This window comes from Pseudomonas viridiflava, from assembly GCF_003702045.1.
Lineage (GTDB): Bacteria > Pseudomonadota > Gammaproteobacteria > Pseudomonadales > Pseudomonadaceae > Aquipseudomonas > Aquipseudomonas viridiflava_C.
Window position 1 is genome coordinate 1 of sequence record NZ_RBTP01000062.1, and the last position, 16,274, is coordinate 16,274.

11 protein-coding genes are annotated in these 16,274 nt (G+C 54.7%); 3 read left to right on the forward strand and 8 right to left on the reverse strand.

Going from position 1 to position 16,274, the window contains the following annotated elements:
• Positions 1–359: 359 nt before the first annotated feature.
• The 4 genes from ALP40_RS18070 to hsdR all read right to left on the reverse strand — a co-directional run bounded on the left by ALP40_RS18070 (position 360) and on the right by hsdR (position 7,107).
• Positions 360–1,448 (reverse strand): endonuclease NucS domain-containing protein, encoded by a 1,089-nt coding sequence (locus tag ALP40_RS18070; RefSeq protein WP_122209571.1) that lies wholly within the window; start codon positions 1,446–1,448, stop codon positions 360–362.
• Between the two features lie 35 nt (positions 1,449–1,483).
• Entirely contained in the window at positions 1,484–3,178 is a 1,695-nt protein-coding gene (locus ALP40_RS18075; protein WP_122209572.1) for a restriction endonuclease subunit S, read from the reverse strand.
• Positions 3,175–4,644, reverse strand: a complete 1,470-nt coding sequence (locus tag ALP40_RS18080; RefSeq protein ID WP_122209573.1) for a class I SAM-dependent DNA methyltransferase — start codon at positions 4,642–4,644, stop codon at positions 3,175–3,177. The genes ALP40_RS18075 and ALP40_RS18080 overlap by 4 nt, the downstream gene beginning before the upstream one ends.
• 99 nt (positions 4,645–4,743) lie before the next feature.
• Positions 4,744–7,107 carry an EcoAI/FtnUII family type I restriction enzme subunit R gene (hsdR, locus tag ALP40_RS18085; protein WP_122209574.1) on the reverse strand — a complete coding sequence of 788 codons (2,364 nt, stop codon included), beginning with the start codon at positions 7,105–7,107 and terminating at the stop codon, positions 4,744–4,746.
• A 352-nt stretch (positions 7,108–7,459) separates the two neighbouring features.
• Here hsdR and ALP40_RS18090 point away from each other — a divergent pair, with 352 nt between their 5' ends.
• From ALP40_RS18090 to ALP40_RS18100, 3 genes are all read left to right on the forward strand, one after another.
• On the forward strand, positions 7,460–8,053 hold the full coding sequence (locus ALP40_RS18090) for a hypothetical protein (RefSeq protein WP_218278449.1): 594 nt from the start codon (positions 7,460–7,462) through the stop codon (positions 8,051–8,053).
• Positions 8,046–9,518: a class I SAM-dependent DNA methyltransferase gene (locus ALP40_RS18095; RefSeq protein WP_122209575.1), complete on the forward strand. Its 1,473-nt coding sequence runs from the start codon at positions 8,046–8,048 to the stop codon at positions 9,516–9,518. Before ALP40_RS18090 ends, ALP40_RS18095 begins: the two co-directional genes overlap by 8 nt.
• A gap of 124 nt (positions 9,519–9,642) precedes the next feature.
• Positions 9,643–10,584: an Abi family protein gene (locus ALP40_RS18100; protein ID WP_110746717.1), complete on the forward strand. Its 942-nt coding sequence runs from the start codon at positions 9,643–9,645 to the stop codon at positions 10,582–10,584.
• Positions 10,585–10,852: 268 nt separating this feature from the next.
• Here ALP40_RS18100 and ALP40_RS18105 read toward each other — a convergent pair whose 3' ends face one another.
• The 4 genes from ALP40_RS18105 to ALP40_RS18125 form a co-directional block, all read right to left on the reverse strand.
• Positions 10,853–12,613 (reverse strand): hypothetical protein, encoded by a 1,761-nt coding sequence (locus ALP40_RS18105; RefSeq protein WP_122209576.1) that lies wholly within the window; start codon positions 12,611–12,613, stop codon positions 10,853–10,855.
• A gap of 47 nt (positions 12,614–12,660) precedes the next feature.
• Complete coding sequence (locus tag ALP40_RS25890; RefSeq protein ID WP_122209577.1) at positions 12,661–12,984, reverse strand: hypothetical protein; 324 nt, start codon at positions 12,982–12,984, stop codon at positions 12,661–12,663.
• Positions 12,977–13,960: an integrase domain-containing protein gene (locus tag ALP40_RS18115; RefSeq protein WP_122209638.1), complete on the reverse strand. Its 984-nt coding sequence runs from the start codon at positions 13,958–13,960 to the stop codon at positions 12,977–12,979. Before ALP40_RS18115 ends, ALP40_RS25890 begins: the two co-directional genes overlap by 8 nt.
• A 942-nt stretch (positions 13,961–14,902) precedes the next feature.
• The gene (locus tag ALP40_RS18125) at positions 14,903–16,159 is read right to left on the reverse strand and encodes an integrase domain-containing protein (RefSeq protein WP_122209578.1); all 1,257 of its coding nucleotides are present in this window, start codon (positions 16,157–16,159) and stop codon (positions 14,903–14,905) included.
• Positions 16,160–16,274 lie beyond the last annotated feature (115 nt).

Below are 16,274 nucleotides of genomic sequence, written 5' to 3' on the forward strand. Positions count from 1 at the left end.
TATAAGAGACAGGCTTTGAGGGATGGTTGTGGGGGGAGATACGGGTGCCATGAGCGTGTGTTTCTTCCTAGTTTTTGTGGTTCTGAACACAAGGTAAAGTTTCGGGAATCTTTATATCTGATTATTCAAATCATCTAGGGTGGGCCCGAATTGAGCAGAGTGCCTAGTCTGTTTCCTGTCAACGAGTCGGAAGCACGGCATGCCCAAGAATAGAGCCTGCCGTATCCACCAATTTTTTAGCTAGGATGATTCCCGCGACCGTCCGCCAGACTTGCTATCCGTTTGGCTGAGCAGATTACAGGTGGTGATTGAGATTGCTAGGTGCCAGAGCCGATAGCTTGTCCGGATGAGTCGAATGATCATTGCGCCTTGTTGAGCAAACGCGCCTTCAACCTCTCTATCGTCCAACGCCACTTGGGTGTGGTTGGGCGGCAGACGGTGTTTTGGTTACCGAACAGACCGACTTCCTTGATGGCCTGTTCAACCGGCACGGTCTGCAGCCATTCCACAGGCACGAAGTACTCGCACAGCACTGGGTCGTTGCTGTATTCGGCGTGGTAGGTACCACGTTTGGCGGCTTGCAGCACCGGCGTATCGACGCCGTTGTAGGGCACGGTGAAGTCTGCCGCTGCTGTGGCCCGCCCGGTTACAAGGCCGACGCCGACGTAGCCCTGCTGCGGAATGTTGACCCACACCCGGTCGCCGGGGGCGAGCATCTTCAGGCTGTTGCTGTACCAAGTGCCGCCACCGCCACAGATAAAACCAAAGGCTTGCGCATCCAGCCAGGAACGCGTGGAACTGTGGCCAAACGAGCAATAGAACTCACCATTCCACGGCTCGCTCGGGCCATCGCTGCGGGTGTTGCTGGCATTGGCCTGGGTTTCCACAGGGTCGAGCAGCCAGGAGCGGCTGATCAGTTGTTGCGCGCCCTGTTGGAACACCTGAAAGCACAGCACGTTGATGGCGATATCCCGCTCGCTGAGGTACGCCACGATACGCTCGGTGCTGGCGTCCAGCCCGGATGCGACGATGATGATCTGGTGACTTTGGTTGAGCGCCTCTTCATCCAGCGGCAGGCCGAAGTAGGCCTGAAAGTCCGCCGCCAAGTCGGCGTTCTGGCGGTAGCGTTTGTAGATGGCGGCAATATCCTCGGCGGCCAGCTTCTCCACCCACGAGGCATAGTCCAGCGCCTGCGCCACCACATCACGCGGAGTGCGGTCGCGCTTGAGTTCGATCAGCACCAGGGAGGCATCCGGGGCGATGGCCAGCAGATCGATCCGCCCGCCCAGCCCGGTGCTTTCCTGACGGCCGATCAACATCCACTCTTCCGACAGCAGCCGTGGCGCGCTGACGATCATGTCTTCCAACAACTGCTCGCTGGGTAGGATGCACTCATGCAACTGGCTGGGTTGGCCACCGACCGTCCAGATTTGCGTTTTGATGGGCATAGGGTTGTCCTTAACGTGATGCAGCCTACAAGCCGCTAGGCCACGGCCTGCTGGACCAGGGTGCTGGCCAGTTGTTCGTTGAGTTGGCGGGCCTGGGTTAGGCGGGTTTTTAGTTGGTCACAGAGGGCCATCAGTTGATCGACTTTGGCGACGATGCGGTGTTGTTCGGCGATCGGTGGGATAGGCAGAACTGTGGTTTCGATTCTTTCTAAGGCAAGCTTAGGTTGGGCCTGCTGAAAAATTTTTTCCATGAATTGATCTTGGATATAGCTGCTCTTGACAGAAATCAGTAGATACTCCTTAAGCAACTCTCCGCACATGATTTTCGCGGCATTTTCCGTAAGGTGCGCACCATCCAGCTCGACTGGAACAATTCCGCATTTTCCAATCGTCGCGCCAACAATAACAACATAAATATCCTGGGAGCTTATCGTGTATCTAGCAAGTTCTTTATGCAGGCTCTCATCTATATATCTAAGGCCGTCTAGAGTAATTCCATGCTCTTTCATATCAGTGACGCGCAGGTATACATATGGAGTCTTTACCTGACAAAAATCTCTACCCTTGGGGATTCTTTTTCCACCCTTCACAAAAGAAAATTCACCTAACGCACTAAGCTCCCAACCTTGTGGCAGCGCAGATCGTATTTCAGTGGTCGAAACTTCTAATTTTTTTTCTCTGTAACCCCACTTATCGGCTATGACTTTTTTCTTGATTTTTGCTCGTTTGAGCAACTCACTGGCCGGCTCATCGTTGGGATCTTGCGGTACCAGCTTGCCCATCACGGCCAGTCGCAGCAGGGTTTGTTTGAAGGCGTCGATACTGGGTTTGGTGGTGAACAGGGTGTGGAAGTGCTCGGCCAGGCGTTGCCAGTTGGCGGCGAAGTCGGTGGCGTCGCTGGTTTGGGTCAGGCTGTCGAGCAGCGCTTGCACCAGTTGGGCGTGGGCGCTTTCGGCGTCGGCCTGCTGGGCTTCTAGGCGGTCGCAGAGGGCCATTAGCTCATCGATTTTGGCGACGATTCGTTGTTGTTCGGCCAAAGGAGGAATTGGGATCAGCAACTGCGCCATCGATTCGGAGTTGAGGGTATTACCCATCAATGCATTTTTCTGCTGTCCACCAAGAGCGATACTCGGCAGAAATCTAAAGAGGTATTCCTTAGAAACACCGTTGTAAGGCGATAACGAAATAATTGCTTCGTTGTGGTATGCATCGATACCCAGAATCGCGACCTTGCCAACGGTAAGCTTGAAGCTCATCAGCAGTGTGCCTGCGGGAATCGGCTGATATTTGAAAATATCCTTGCTGGCAACTTCCGAAACTCTACGTGAGGTTTGTGTTATTTCGCCGTAGTGCTCCATGTCGGAAATGCTTACCCACGGTAAGCCTGAGTCGTCCCAGTATTTAGCTTCCTTGGTTGGAGGCGTTTTACCAATTTGATAACTCGCAGCCCCAGGTAAAGTTGTCCATTCCCAGCCCGCAGGCAGGTCGTAAAGTTTTTCCAGAGTTTCAACATCTGGTAGCGATTTTGGTTTTTTTATTTTGCCTTCAGCCACCAACCGAGTTTTTTCCTCGGTAATCCGCTTTAGCAACTCACTGGCCGGCTCATCACTCGGATCTTGCGGCACTAACTTGCCGCGCACCGCCAGTTCCAGAATTAACTCGCGCAGCTTTTTGATGCCATTGGGCGTACCGGCCAGCAGCGGCAGGTTGTCGGTGATCAATGCCGTCATACCTGACGCTCCAGGGCTTCCGCCAGCACCGCCTTGAGCTGTTCGCGCAGGTCGCTGATCTCGCCTTGCAGGTTGGCGTAGTTACGCAGCAGTTCGTCTGGATCGTGGCTGATCTGTTCGCCAATATGCGGGTTTTTGCAGTCCAGGTTCCAGTTGCGGGCTTGCAGCTCTTCGAGGCTGACCTGCCAGGCGAATTCGTTCTCCACGCGAGCGGCAAAACCATCGGCTTCGCTGCCCCACCAGGCTTCCTCGACGGCGAATTCTTCGATGCGCATAGGGCGGGTCTTGGAGTAGTTCTTCACCCCGGCCGGGTACTGGTGTTCATAGAACCACACCTGTTTGGTGGGTGTGCCTTTGGTAAAGAACAGTAGGTTGGTCTTGATGCCGGTGTAGGGGTTGAACACGCCGTTGGGCAGGCGAACGATGGTGTGCAGGTTGCACTCGGTGAGCAATTTTTCCTTGATGCGGCTTTTGATGCCTTCGCCGAACAGAAAGCCATCGGGCAGCACCACGGCGGCGCGGCCGCCGTCCTTGAGCAGCTGCATGATCAGCACCAGGAACAAATCGGCGGTTTCTCGGGTGCGGAAGGCGGCGGGGAAGTTGGTTTCTATGCCGTCTTCTTCCATGCCGCCGAACGGCGGGTTGGCGACGATGCAGTGCACACGCTCGCTCGGGCCCCAGCTGATCAGCGGTTTGCTCAGGGTGTTGTCGTGGCGGATCTGGCTGGGCACCTCGATGCCGTGCAGGATCATGTTGGTGGTGGCCAGCAGGTGCGGCAGCGGCTTTTTCTCCACGCCGAAAATGCTGGCCTGCAGGGTGCGTTCATCCTCGGCGGTTTTCACGTAGCGGCTGCGTTTGTGCTCGATGGCACAGGTGAGAAAGCCACCCGTGCCGCAGGCCGGGTCCATGACTTTTTCGTCCAGCTTGGGGTCGACCATGCGCACCATAAATTCGGTGACCGGACGCGGGGTGTAGAATTCACCGGCGTTGCCGGCGTTCTGCAGGTCGCGCAGCAGTTGCTCGTAAAGGTTGCCGAACTCGTGGCGCTCTTGGGCTTTGTTGAAGTCCACGCCTTCCTGAATCTTGTTGATCACCTGGCGCAGCAACTGGCCGGACTTCATGTAGTTGTAGGCGTCTTCAAACACGCTGCGAACTACAAATGCCGACGGCGTGTTGCTGTATTCGTGCAGGTTCTGCAGCTGGGGGAAGAGGTTGTTGTCGATAAAGTCCTTCAGCGCATCGCCGGTCATGCCTTCCGGGTCGGCGGCCCAGGTGCGCCAGCGGCAGCTCTCAGGGATGGGCGACTTGTAGTTGTCGTCCATAAGCTCCCATTCCAGCTCGCGGTCATCGAAGATCTTCAGGAACAGCAGCCAGACCAACTGGCCAATGCGCTGGGCGTCACCGTCGACACCGACGTCTTTGCGCATGATGTCCTGGATGGATTTGATGGTGGAGCTGATGGACATAACGAATTCTCATTTGATGCGGCAAAGCAGGGGATTGTAATGGAGTTGGCTAATTAGGTGAGTAAGGCTGTGCCGTTACCCACCTACGCATGGAGTCGGTTAACTGGCGTAAAGCGCGTCTTCCAGTTCATGGATGGCTTTGTTATAGCCAGCTTTGCCGCCAAAGGCTTTGACCAGTTCGATGGGGGCACCAAGTTGGTTAAAGGGATCAAGCTGGAGGATTTTGATGTCCTCTATGTGCTCAATGCCGGTGTCGGCGTATTTATCCAGCAGCGCTTCCAGCACTTGGCGGGCTGCACCGGAATACTTGGCGAAGTAATTGCGCTTTTTCACCTGTTCGGCGCGTTCTTTACGCGACAGTGGCGGTTGGTCGAAGGCGACGTGGCAGATCAAATCAAACGGATCGAGGGGCTTGCCTTGTTTCTTTTCCACTTCTTCGGCCAGGGCTTCCCACATTATGCCCTGGGCGGCCATTTCGTCGATGATGGCCTTTTTCTGCTCGGCATCACTCCAACGGCGCAGAAAGTCGTCCAGCGAGGCGAATTGTTTTTGCACGCAGGTGCGGGTGTAGTCGTGCAGCGATTCGGTGATCAGCCGGCCATCCGGGCCGTAGTACTGCACACGCTCGGCGATGACATAGATCGAGATGCTATCGATGACGTACTTGATGCGCTTCTTGCCGTCTTCCTCGTCGGTAAAGTCCAGATCATCACCTTCTCCATCGCTGCCTGCGTTGATGCCATCGCCTTCAAGTAAATCGTCGGGCGGGACTGGCGGCTCGCTGCCTTCGGGGGCGTAGACCACCACCGGGTCACCGTCGAAGGCCGGGTCGGCAAACAGCTCGGTGGCCTTCTTGAAGTCCATGATGGTGAACCAGTATTTGCCGAAGTCTTCATTGATGCGGGTGCCACGGCCGATGATCTGCTTGAACTCGGTCATCGACTTGATGTGCTGGTCGAGCACGATCAGCTTGCAAGTCTGCGCATCGACTCCGGTGGTCATCAGCTTGCTGGTGGTGGCGATGACCGGGTAGCGCTCTTCCGGGTTGATGAAGTTATCCAGCTCGGCCTTGCCTTCCTGATCATCGCCGGTGATGCGCATGACGTACTTGCGGTTCTCAGCCACGCGCTCGGGGTTGAGGTTGACCAAGGCCTGGCGCATACGCTCGGCGTGATTGATATCGTCGCAGAAGACGATGGTTTTCTGGAACGGGTCGGAGGCCTTGAGGAACTCGGTGACCTTCTGCGCCACCAGTTGGGTACGCGCCTCGATGACCAGGGTGCGATCCATGTCCTTGAGGTTGTAGATGCGGTCTTCGATCAGCTCGCCATTCTTGTCGAGCATGCCCTTGGGTGGGCGCCAGCCTTGCAGGTCTTTGTCGAAGTCGATCCGCACCACTTTATAGGGCGCGAGAAAACCGTCCTCGATGCCCTGTTTGAGGGTGTAGCTGTAAACCGGCTCACCGAAGTAGGTGATGCTGGACACCTCTTTGGTTTCCTTCGGTGTTGCGGTGAGGCCGACATGGGTGGCGTTGGAGAAGTAGTCAAGAATCTCGCGCCAGGCGGAGTCCTCGGCGGCGCTGCCACGGTGGCACTCGTCGATCACGATCAAGTCGAAGAAGTCGCGGGAGAACTGCTTGTAGACGTTCATCTCTTCTTCAGCGCCAGTCACCGCCTGATAGAGCGACAGGTAGATCTCGTAGGAGGTGTCTATCTGGCGTCTGGCGATTTTGGTCATCGCTTGGCCGAAGGGCTTAAAGTCGTTGTTCTTTGTCTGGTCGACCAGGATGTTGCGGTCGGCAAGGAACAGGATTCTTTTTTTCTGTTTTGATTTCCACAGTCGCCAGATGATTTGAAAGGCGGTGTAGGTTTTTCCGGTGCCAGTTGCCATTACCAGCAGGACACGGTCCTGGCCACGCGCTACCGCCTCAACAGTGCGGTTGATGGCGTTCATTTGGTAATAGCGAGGCATGCGGCCGGAGCCGTCGTCGTAGTAGGGCGCTTCTATCTTGTGTTGAGCAGCATTGTCCAATCCCTTCCATTGGCAGTAGCGGTGCCAAAGTTCGGCAGGACTAGGGAACTGATCCAAGGAAAGTTCCGTTTCGACCTTGCTGCCTGTCCCACTGCGATCATGAAAGAGGAAGCCATCGCCATTGCTGGAGAATACGAACGGCACATCCAACGCTTCTGCATAGCCAAGAGCTTGCTGCATACCGGAGCCAATCGAGTGCTTGTTATCCTTCGCCTCGATCACAGCGATGGGCAGGTTAGCTTGGTGGTAGAGAATGAAGTCTGCACGGCGTGCTTCCCCCCGGCTGTGAAGCTTGCCACGGACCATAATCCGGCCTTTGGTGAAGCTGACTTCCTCACGCACCTGTTTGTGCATGTCCCACCCAGATTGCTGGATAGCTGGGGCGATGTATTTACTACAGATGTCCCGCTCGGAAAGTGATTTCTTGTCCATGGCTGACCGTATCCCTATGACATGCTGCGGACTTTATCAGAAGAGATAGAGGCATGCTGCCAGTATCAGAAGCGGGGCTCTCAGTTCGACCCTCCGATCTGCATATGCCCTGATGATGGTGGAAACCGTGGATTTTCTTACCGACGAGGTAGCAGTCGTACGGTCAGCGGGATTGATACCGGATCTCCTCGAATCGTCTAACTCGACGCGTCCCTGTCCGACTTTGAGCCCGTTTTGTGAGATCAATTACTAGGCCTTGCAGGAAATTTCCCATGCAGCAAATGATTCTACTTGCGAGGTGGGCTAGGCACGATTACTATCTCTTCATCTTGGTGAAGTAGAGTCATTTGCAGTGGAGGCCGTTGAGCTCAGCAATCACGCCCAAATCCGCACGGCCATGGTCTTCAGGACCCAGGCTCCTCAAGAGGCGCCGGACGGGAATGTGCGGGCTTTGGCCATCAGGGATTTGGTATCCGCCAAGCCATTGCGCTGGGACGAGCTTCCGCGCATCTCGGTTGATGAAAGCCTGCTCGGGCAATGCTTACAGCCAGGTGATGTCGTGATTCCCTCCAGGGGGGATTACTACAGATCGTGGGTCTACGAAGGTGCAAGTGCGCCGGTGTTCCCGTTGGGTCAGTTGAATATCATCACACCTCATTCCACGCTGGATGCGCGCTATCTAGCATGGTACCTGAACAAGAAATCTACTCAGGCGAAGCTGGGCTCACTGCTGACTGGGACGAGCATCAAAGCGCTCACTAAAATTGCGCTGCTTAGCTTGGCAATAGAGCTGCCAGACTTTGACAAGCAGCTATTGATCGCCGATTTAGATCGCACGGTCCAGCGGATCGGCGCCATCCGGCATCGGCTGAATGAGTTGGATAAGGAAGAAGTTGCGTACGTGACGTCGTCTTTCCTGCACGCAGAGGGCGGCAGTCATGGCTGATCAAAATAAGGACGCTGCGATTTCTTTGGCTATCGCCAAAATTTTTGAGGTCTTCAGAGGGAGTAGTATTTGCGAAGAAAGCAAACACTTTGTCCTGCCCTTGCTGGTGCTGAAATACCTTTCTGATGTCTCTGACTCCGGATGCAGCAATCGCTTGAGCTATCGGGTACCAAAGCAGGCGCACTTTCAGCAGCTCAAGGGTGCCCGCTCTGAACCTTATAATGGCGAGCGCATCAATAATGCGCTGCGCTTGCTAGAGCAAGCTAACGACGAGCTCTACGGTATGTTCGACGGTATCGATTTCTGTTCGGTCAAGCTTGGTGCGACGGCGCGGGCAGACATTTTGCTCAGCCAATTGTTGGAAGCATTCGACGTTCCCGTCCTGAACTTCAATAGAGAGCATCGTCAGGCGCCAAGTACTGCTGCACAGGTATGTGATGCGTTGTGGGCTTTTATGGATGACGCTTGTGGCAAGCGTGATGGGGAGGCAGTGACGCCCCCGGAAGTCTCGCGATTACTGGCACGACTGGTGCGCCCCGCAGCGGGTGAGTCGGTCTATGACTCGTGCCTCGGTGTAGGCCGTTCCCTAATCGAATGTGGAAAACAGGCTCGTCTTTCCAATGTGGGGCAGGGCGCGAGTCTGTATGGCCAGGAAGTGAATGCAGACACGTTGGCATTTTCTCGGATGAACATGGTCCTGTATGGCGAGGATAGCTATCGCCTTGAATGGGGTGACAGCTTGCGAAACCCTACGCTGCTGAACCAGGCTGGCGAGCTGATGACGTTCGATATCGCAGTGTCCCAGCCTCCCTTCTCAAGACGGGAGTGGGGGCATGAGGATGCAACTCATGATTCGTTCGGGCGTTATCTCCGGGGGATCCCGCCCCGCGCGTCGGCAGACTTCGCATTCATTAGCCACATGCTCAGAAGCTTGAAGCCCCATGGCCGCATGGCGGTGGTGGTGTCACATGGCGTTTTGTTCCGCAGCGGGGTGGAAGGCCAGATTCGAATGCACTTGATTAACGACAAGCTGATCGATGCAGTGATAGCTCTTCCTCCCAAACTGTTCACTCACACGGGTATTCCGACGGCGATTTTGCTGCTGCGTAAAGACAGAAAAGCAGATGACGTGCTGTTCATTGATGCTAGCCGTACTTTTGAGCCTGGAAAGATTCGCAATCGCTTGAACGAGAGTGACTTGAGTTTCATTGAGGCCACCTACCAGGCGAGGAGCGACGTGGCTCAGGTTGCGCGGGTGGTGTCACAGGCTGAGATTGCGCAGCACGATTACAACCTCTCGGTTGCGCGCTATGTCGAGCACGTCGAAATGGAGGAGCCGGTCAATGTAGACGTGCTACGGGCCGAGCGACTGCAGCTCGAATGTGAGCTGGCGACCCTTGAAGAAAAGCTGGAGGAGCTGCTCGCACGGATCGGTTATGACTACCGAGGTGTACCCAAGCCATAAAAAGCAAAAACCCCGCAGCTAGGCGGGGTTCTCACTCAGGGTACACGGGCACGACCGGAAATCCGGAAAACCCGCGTGTCGAATAATAAGATAGTAGAAAATCGATCTGCTGACAAGGTGCCTCATGCTCGTTCATCTGACCGCTGCCCGGCTCAAAACCCTCGAAGAATTCTTCAAAACCACTAGCGAGAGCGACCTCTATGGTTGCTATGCGTGGACCCAGGCGGTAGGGGCAGCGCTGTTACCGATTTTGGGCGACCTCGAGGTGAGCTTGCGTAACGCTTTGCATCGTGGTCTGTCGCAGTACTACGGAAACACAGAAAGCTTTGAGTGGATGCTCAAGACGCGCCCCAACCGCTCTAGTCCCGGTGGGTTAACGTCTTGGCACAAGCTGAGTCCCCGTACTCACGACGATGTGCTCGGCGCAGTCGAAAAAATCAAGAAGAGCAAAGGTAAGGGCTGCAGGGTAACCGTGGACGATATCGTCGCGAAAGTCGCCTTTGGCTTCTGGGAGGCAATCGTAAACGGGTTGAAACACAATTCTCACCCAAAAGGCATGCAGGCGCGCGTTTTGGCAGTTGCGTTCCCGAGCATTCCTGATCTGAGCAATGGCGTCTTCGGTGATCCAGCCCTTGTCGACCGAATAGCTAGCCTGCTTTACCAGATGCGTGACGTCCGAAATCGTATTGGCCATCACGATTCACTGTGGAAAACGGCCGAATTCGATGCCTATGGGCGTCGAGGTTTCGTTCCTCGCCGGCCTCGGCAAACCATTACCAGCATGCGCTTGCTAGCAGATCAGATCGCTTGGTTTGCAGGATGGATCGATCCGCAGATTAGCTTGTATATCAAGGCGACACCCCATTGGCGTCATCTGCAATGGTTGTTGACCAGAGATGCACTGTTCATGTACCGGGAAAACGGCGGCAAAGCCGTCAACTATGAGAAGACTATGCTTCCAGCGCCAGTGTACAAGGCCAAGAAAGCTACAAAACGCAAGCAGGATCGCCACGACAAAGTGTTTGGTATCAGAAGGCGTCGACTGTTGCGGGGCATGTTTTACTGAGCAAGGCTTGCATCCCATCGCCGGCGAATCGGCTCCTATTAGCGCTGCAACGTGACTGGGTGCCGAGTTTACAAGCTTCATATAAAATTGCACCCTCCTTTTATATTTATTACTACCAAATCTCCCTCCCATGTTGGTGATGTTTTTCTTCGCTATGTACAATCCCCAGCCTCCATGTTCGCCGTCACTGCTTCTGCTGTTGACACTATATTCGTAAGCGGCTACCCGTGGAGATGGTAAGCTGCTATGAAACTAATTGTTTATTGTGTTATTCTTGACAATAAACGATGGGGTGGATTCCCGCTTCTTTGGCAGCATGCATGAATGACGATAGGATCCAGTAGAGCTGGGTTATATTTCCTGCCACACTTATCCCTTTCTGAATTTTTTTGAATTCTTTTTCGATTGTTTTCTTCGAGATAAACGAACAGCAGATTATACGTCTGCGGTTGAATCGATAGTCCTGCCTGAGTTCATAGATGTAATCTCCGAGCTTTCCAGGTATGCTTTTTCTGGTGCGTTTTAAAAGACCGTTATTATAGTTTTTACGAAGTTTTTCTTTATGTTTTTTTAGGAAGAGCTTCGGGTCAACGTCCATGTTGCCGATGTTTTTGATGGCTTGGCCGACGACGTCATGTAGATTACTGGCGGACTTGCTGGGCTTCCCATGTTTGGAGTGTATAAAAGACACGGAGTAATCAGCTCGGTTAAAGGTGATGTGATCAGCCCATTCGTTGCCAAGGTCGTCGCAGAAAACGTAGTCATCGGCGTTGTGTGCTGTCTCGACTATATCGAAGACTGATGTGGAGTCGAACTTGGTTATCTTTTTCGTGATTTCACCTTTCTCCGACGTCGCCGAGGCAAGTTTTGGCAAGACTTTTAACGTTCGAAGCATTGCAGGGATTTCGTTGATTCCCGCACCGTCCTCAAAGCACTGATCCATGAAGTACATGTATCTGGGGTCGGAGAATGTGATGGTCGCCAAACTCTGCTTCTTGATGTACGCCTGGAGCGTCGTCTTCTTGCCATTCTGCTCAAAATGAATGTTTTGAAGCGCCCGGCTATTGACAGCGATCGAGTGAAGATTCTTCTTGAGCTTGGCCTGTCTGACACTACCTATGAGTTCGTGGTCAGGTGCCGGACCGACCTCATAAACCTGTTCCATTTCCGCAATCAAGGATTTTACGTGCTTAGATGTCATTTCGATTTCACGACCACGTCTGGTTGTGTAGAAAATAGGAGTTCCTTGATTGATTACGTTTTCTACAGAAAACGAATGTTCCAGCAAAACCGCGTTTGGCGTGCTCGATTTCCAGACCAAGTCAAGATCTATGAATTTGGCAAAGTTGTTGAGGAAATCTTTTTCAGTGGAAGGGTTATTGATGTCGTGCAGCTGTACCCTGACCCATTCCACTGCGTGGTGAATAGATTTTCGGTCCGATGCCTCAACCACGCGACCGCTTTGCGCGGAAATGGTCTTGGTGCGCCCCTTCAATTTGAGCTTGAAAAAGTAGGGGATTGACCTCCCAGCAGCATGTACAGACATAAGCCCTTTCAGATCTGAAGCTTCAAAGGCTCGACCGCGCATGGCTCGATCGGAAACGGTCATGTTGCGGGTCGCCATCTTTTGATATTGCGCATCGATGTCGCTAAAAGCAGAGGTCAGTTCACTACTCCGGATTAGCTTCGCATGCTTATCCATGCTTTCCGTTATGCTGGCACAGGATTTTTTAAAAATGGCAATACAGTCATCTACGGCAATGATCAAAATGAATGCATAGATTGTATCTTTGAGCGGTTGCTGCCAAAAATGTACATCACGGTCGGTCTTGAAGACTCGAAGACTATAGGAGAACTTGCTGCCATCAGAAAGCGTATCATCCTGGTCAAGAATATCCGCGATAAGCGCGCTGCCAATAGTCATATTGGAGCTGGCAGCTTCGAGGATTACCGTGAGTGTAACCTTAGTGAAAGGGGCCGTAGGACGGTAAAATTGAGCATTCTGTGTAAGTAGGAGATCTTGCGACATCAAGCACCTGTCCGTGGAAATTTTAGCCGTAGGTGGCATAGTGCCAGTTATGATCTGGGTCTAGCGACAGCCCGTCGCCGGTTGATGGCCTTGGCGTAATGGTCGAACTGCCAGGATCTGCCTAAGCGCTCAACGAGCAAGTGCACAGTCAGTAGATAGTAGTAGCGCGTCGCCTCACTCCGCTGGCTCAGGCGGTGCTCAAGAAACCAAGCCACATGCTTTCTCTGCCAAGCCCAAGGTGTTTCTCGCTGCCAGCGCGATGCGATTTCAGCCTGAATAGTTTTCGCCTGACGCAAATGGCGTTGCCGCGTTGCGTGTGAGCCGGTTAACACTCCAGCCAGGAAAAGCTTCATATCGAACGCATTACTCATGCCGCCCACCTATATAGGCAGCGACCACATCGATTCGGCCGTGCCCCAGTTCATAGCTGACTTGCTTCCGGGCGTCACGATCAAGGCACATGTCTATCACGTAGCAATGACCGCCATTGATAGGCGCTAGGTGCTGGGTGATCTGCTCAAAGCGCTCACATGCGTACGCCGCCCGTAGTTCATGAAATCCTTTGAGGTCACACCTGTGCAGGACATCTCGTGCGGGGCGTACTACTTGCTGCAGAACATCCACGTAGCTTTCTTCGGGGGCAATCAGGTTTGGACTATCCGCTGGCGAAACCTGCTCCGCAAATACAAGAGCATCGCGAACATGCTGATTCACCGTAATCCAACGTGGGACCGATGCTCCGACGCGGCCGCCTTTGGTGCCGTCTTGGATATTGATCTTGCCGAAGTCTTTAGCCTCTCGGCATAGTCGTGGCAGGTCAGCCAAGATGGCCTCGCGCAAGCGCATCCCCGTGGCTCGTGCCAACAGAACGATGGCGGCGGCCCGTAGCTGATGTTGGCTGCAAAGCGCATCGACGATCAGCTTAACTTGTTCGCGGTCTTGGCCCTGCGGCACTGAATGTCGAACCCCGGTGCGCTGCATACCCAGCGCCTTGCTCGGACTGGGCAATTTCACGCACTGATCACCGCGAAGCGCCGCCATGGTTCTGTTAACGCTGGATAGTCGGTTTTGTGCGGTACTGATGGCGAGGTCACCGCGCCCAACCACGTAGCGCAGATACGCCGCATAGTCCGCCAGTACCTTCCGATCAATCTGCCGCGCATCGTTGATACCTGGCCCTTGTTCGGAGCGGCACCATTTGACGAATGCCCGCCACCGATCACAGTGTGCCTTGACCGTGCCGTAGTGGCCTCCGCCGAACATATCTTTCAGCGCCTGCGGACCTGCGTAGCTCAATTGCCTGCCGTAGCCGAAATTACGGCCATCGCGTCTACCCACCAATGCCATGTCGATCACCTCATCTGCCGTTCTCCGATCTTCGCCCCACGTCATCCCGCCAAGAATGTTGAGTGTTATCAGGGATCAAGGCCCCTGCGACCTGTGGGGAAAGTCCACTACGCGGGACTGGCGGCTCCTTACGACCGGGAGCAAGGGCATCTCATGATCTGGCCTCCTGAACACCGTTACCGGTGGGCGGGTGGAGGCAGCACTGGCTGACGAGACCAGCGCCTGAAGATCCTGAGCCATGTGCGAGCAGCAATGCGATGACCGGGGCATGCCTGACTGTCAGTCAGGTGCAGTCCATTCCTTGGTCTGCGGCACCATCATCTACAGCGCTGTTGCTGGTGACATCGGCGTTTGTCACGCCGATTGTCACGAGGGGGAATGCCGCAAAGCCTTGTGCGATCGGGGCTGCAGCAGTGGTAGAAGTGCCCGTCTCTTTCCTGAAGAAAGAGACGGGCACAGGTTGGCGCAATATTCGGCCAAGCGGATAGGTTGCTGCAGGGCAGCGAGATACGGTGTAGCTGGCGCACGAGCGCCATATGTGTAAGAGCATCCATCACATGGGTAGTGACCGGGCGAGCTGCCGGATGCGAATCGCCCTTGGGGAGAACCACCGCGGGAGCGGCGTGACCTTCAAGGTTCGGGTCACCTGGGGTGCTGTCATCGACAGCCTTTGCACGGCCAGTTCTACGCCTGTGGATAAACTCGGTCAAGGGCCGAAATTCAGCGCTCTTGGGGGCGTGAAAAGCGGTTATCCACCGGTGGAATTCCGTGGTAAATCCTGGACAACGTCGTACTTTTAGCTTTTCAAAATAAGGTCCATCCAAACAGGGCGGCTTTGCAGCCCTGTTTGGATGGACCCGCGCTGAGAAGCGGATAAGCGAGGCTGCTTGCCCCGAATCTTGAACGTTCAGTTGTTGCCGCAATTCTTGCGCCTGCACAGCGCTAGCGAATCGGCACCACGTTCTTGTCTCTGACTTGGCCGTACGCTGAAGCGAGCAGGCTGCCGGTGGCGGCTTTCTGGATGTACTCACTCCACCAGGCCATCATCGGCCGCCGTCGCTCGATGTAGTCGGCTCGGTTGTAGGCACTGCGTACCTCATCCTTGTCGACGTGCGCCAGGGCGACCTCAATGAGTTCCGGGTCCCAGCCATGCTCATTCAAGATGGTGCTGGCCATCGAGCGCATGCCGTGGCTGACCAACCGATCCTGGAAGCCCATGCGTTTCAACGCCATGTTGGCGGTTTGGCTATTGGCGTGGGTGCGCGGATTTCTGTCTGCTGGGAAGACGTATTCGCGATGGCCGCTGTGAGTCTTCAGTGACTCCAACAGTGCGACAGCGTGATCGCTTAACGGGATGCTATGCGGGCGGCGCTTTTTCATCCGCTCAGGAGGGATAGTCCATACACGCCTTTCAAAGTCGATGTCTGCCCAGCGAGTGGTCGCCGCCTCTGCGGGGCGAGTCATCGTGTGTAACTGCCATTCGATCAGGCAGCGGGTCGTACGTTTGATACTGGCGTTCGCGATCTCCAGCATGAGCTCGGGAAGTTCTTCGGGTGGAAGCGCGGCCATGTTCTCTTTCTTGGGCTTCTTGAATACTGCCCTGATGCCGGTGAGTGGGTTGGCGAAGACCAGGCCGGAGTTGACGCCGTAGGTCATGATCTCGTTTAACCGCTGGCTGAGACGCTTGACCGTCTCCAGGCTGCCTTTCGCTTCGATTGGGCGAAGCAGTCCGATCACCATCGGCGCGGTGATTTTCGCGAGTGGGGTCGTCTTCAAATCGGGGAGCACGTGCAGCGTGAGCGACCGCCAGATGTCCTCGGCGTAAGCAGGAGTGACCGAGTCTTTCTTGAGCTCGAACCAGGCGGTGGCCACGTTCTCGAAGGTGTGTTCCGTTTCTGCGCGCTTGGCTTCATTCAGCGTATTGCGCCGCACCTTCGGATCGATGCCTTGGGCAAGCAGCTCGCGCGCATCGACTGCCAGCTTACGTGCGTTCGCCAGCGACAGTTCGGGATAGGTCCCGAAGCCGATGTTGATGCGCTTCTTGGTCACCGGGTCGCGGTAGTTGAAATTCCACAGCAACGAGCCGTTGCTGCGTACTCGGAGCTGCAAACCGTCACCGTCAGTGAGGACGTAATCCTTGGACGCGGGTTTGACTCCCTTGAGCTGTCGATCGGAGAGACGGAGGTTTTGAGCAGGCATGAGATTCTCCTCAGGCACTGATTCGGTATTCCAAAGATTAGCATCGGGTGAGCTGGAATACCGTATGGAATACCCAAACGGCTGGAACTCAAAAACTCTCAAAAGACCGTAAAAG

Excerpts from the sequence above, each read along its gene's own strand:
- ALP40_RS18125 (WP_122209578.1), bottom strand. The coding sequence starts at position 16,159 with ATGCCTGCTCAAAACCTCCGTCTCTCCGATCGACAGCTCAAGGGAGTC.
- ALP40_RS18075 (WP_122209572.1), bottom strand. The coding sequence starts at position 3,178 with ATGACGGCATTGATCACCGACAACCTGCCGCTGCTGGCCGGTACGCCC.
- ALP40_RS18105 (WP_122209576.1), bottom strand. The coding sequence starts at position 12,613 with ATGTCGCAAGATCTCCTACTTACACAGAATGCTCAATTTTACCGTCCT.
- ALP40_RS18080 (WP_122209573.1), bottom strand. The coding sequence starts at position 4,644 with ATGTCCATCAGCTCCACCATCAAATCCATCCAGGACATCATGCGCAAA.
- ALP40_RS18115 (WP_122209638.1), bottom strand. The coding sequence starts at position 13,960 with ATGGCATTGGTGGGTAGACGCGATGGCCGTAATTTCGGCTACGGCAGG.
- ALP40_RS18070 (WP_122209571.1), bottom strand. The coding sequence starts at position 1,448 with ATGCCCATCAAAACGCAAATCTGGACGGTCGGTGGCCAACCCAGCCAG.
- ALP40_RS18095 (WP_122209575.1), top strand. The coding sequence starts at position 8,046 with ATGGCTGATCAAAATAAGGACGCTGCGATTTCTTTGGCTATCGCCAAA.
- ALP40_RS18100 (WP_110746717.1), top strand. The coding sequence starts at position 9,643 with ATGCTCGTTCATCTGACCGCTGCCCGGCTCAAAACCCTCGAAGAATTC.
- hsdR (WP_122209574.1), bottom strand. The coding sequence starts at position 7,107 with ATGGACAAGAAATCACTTTCCGAGCGGGACATCTGTAGTAAATACATC.
- ALP40_RS25890 (WP_122209577.1), bottom strand. The coding sequence starts at position 12,984 with ATGAGTAATGCGTTCGATATGAAGCTTTTCCTGGCTGGAGTGTTAACC.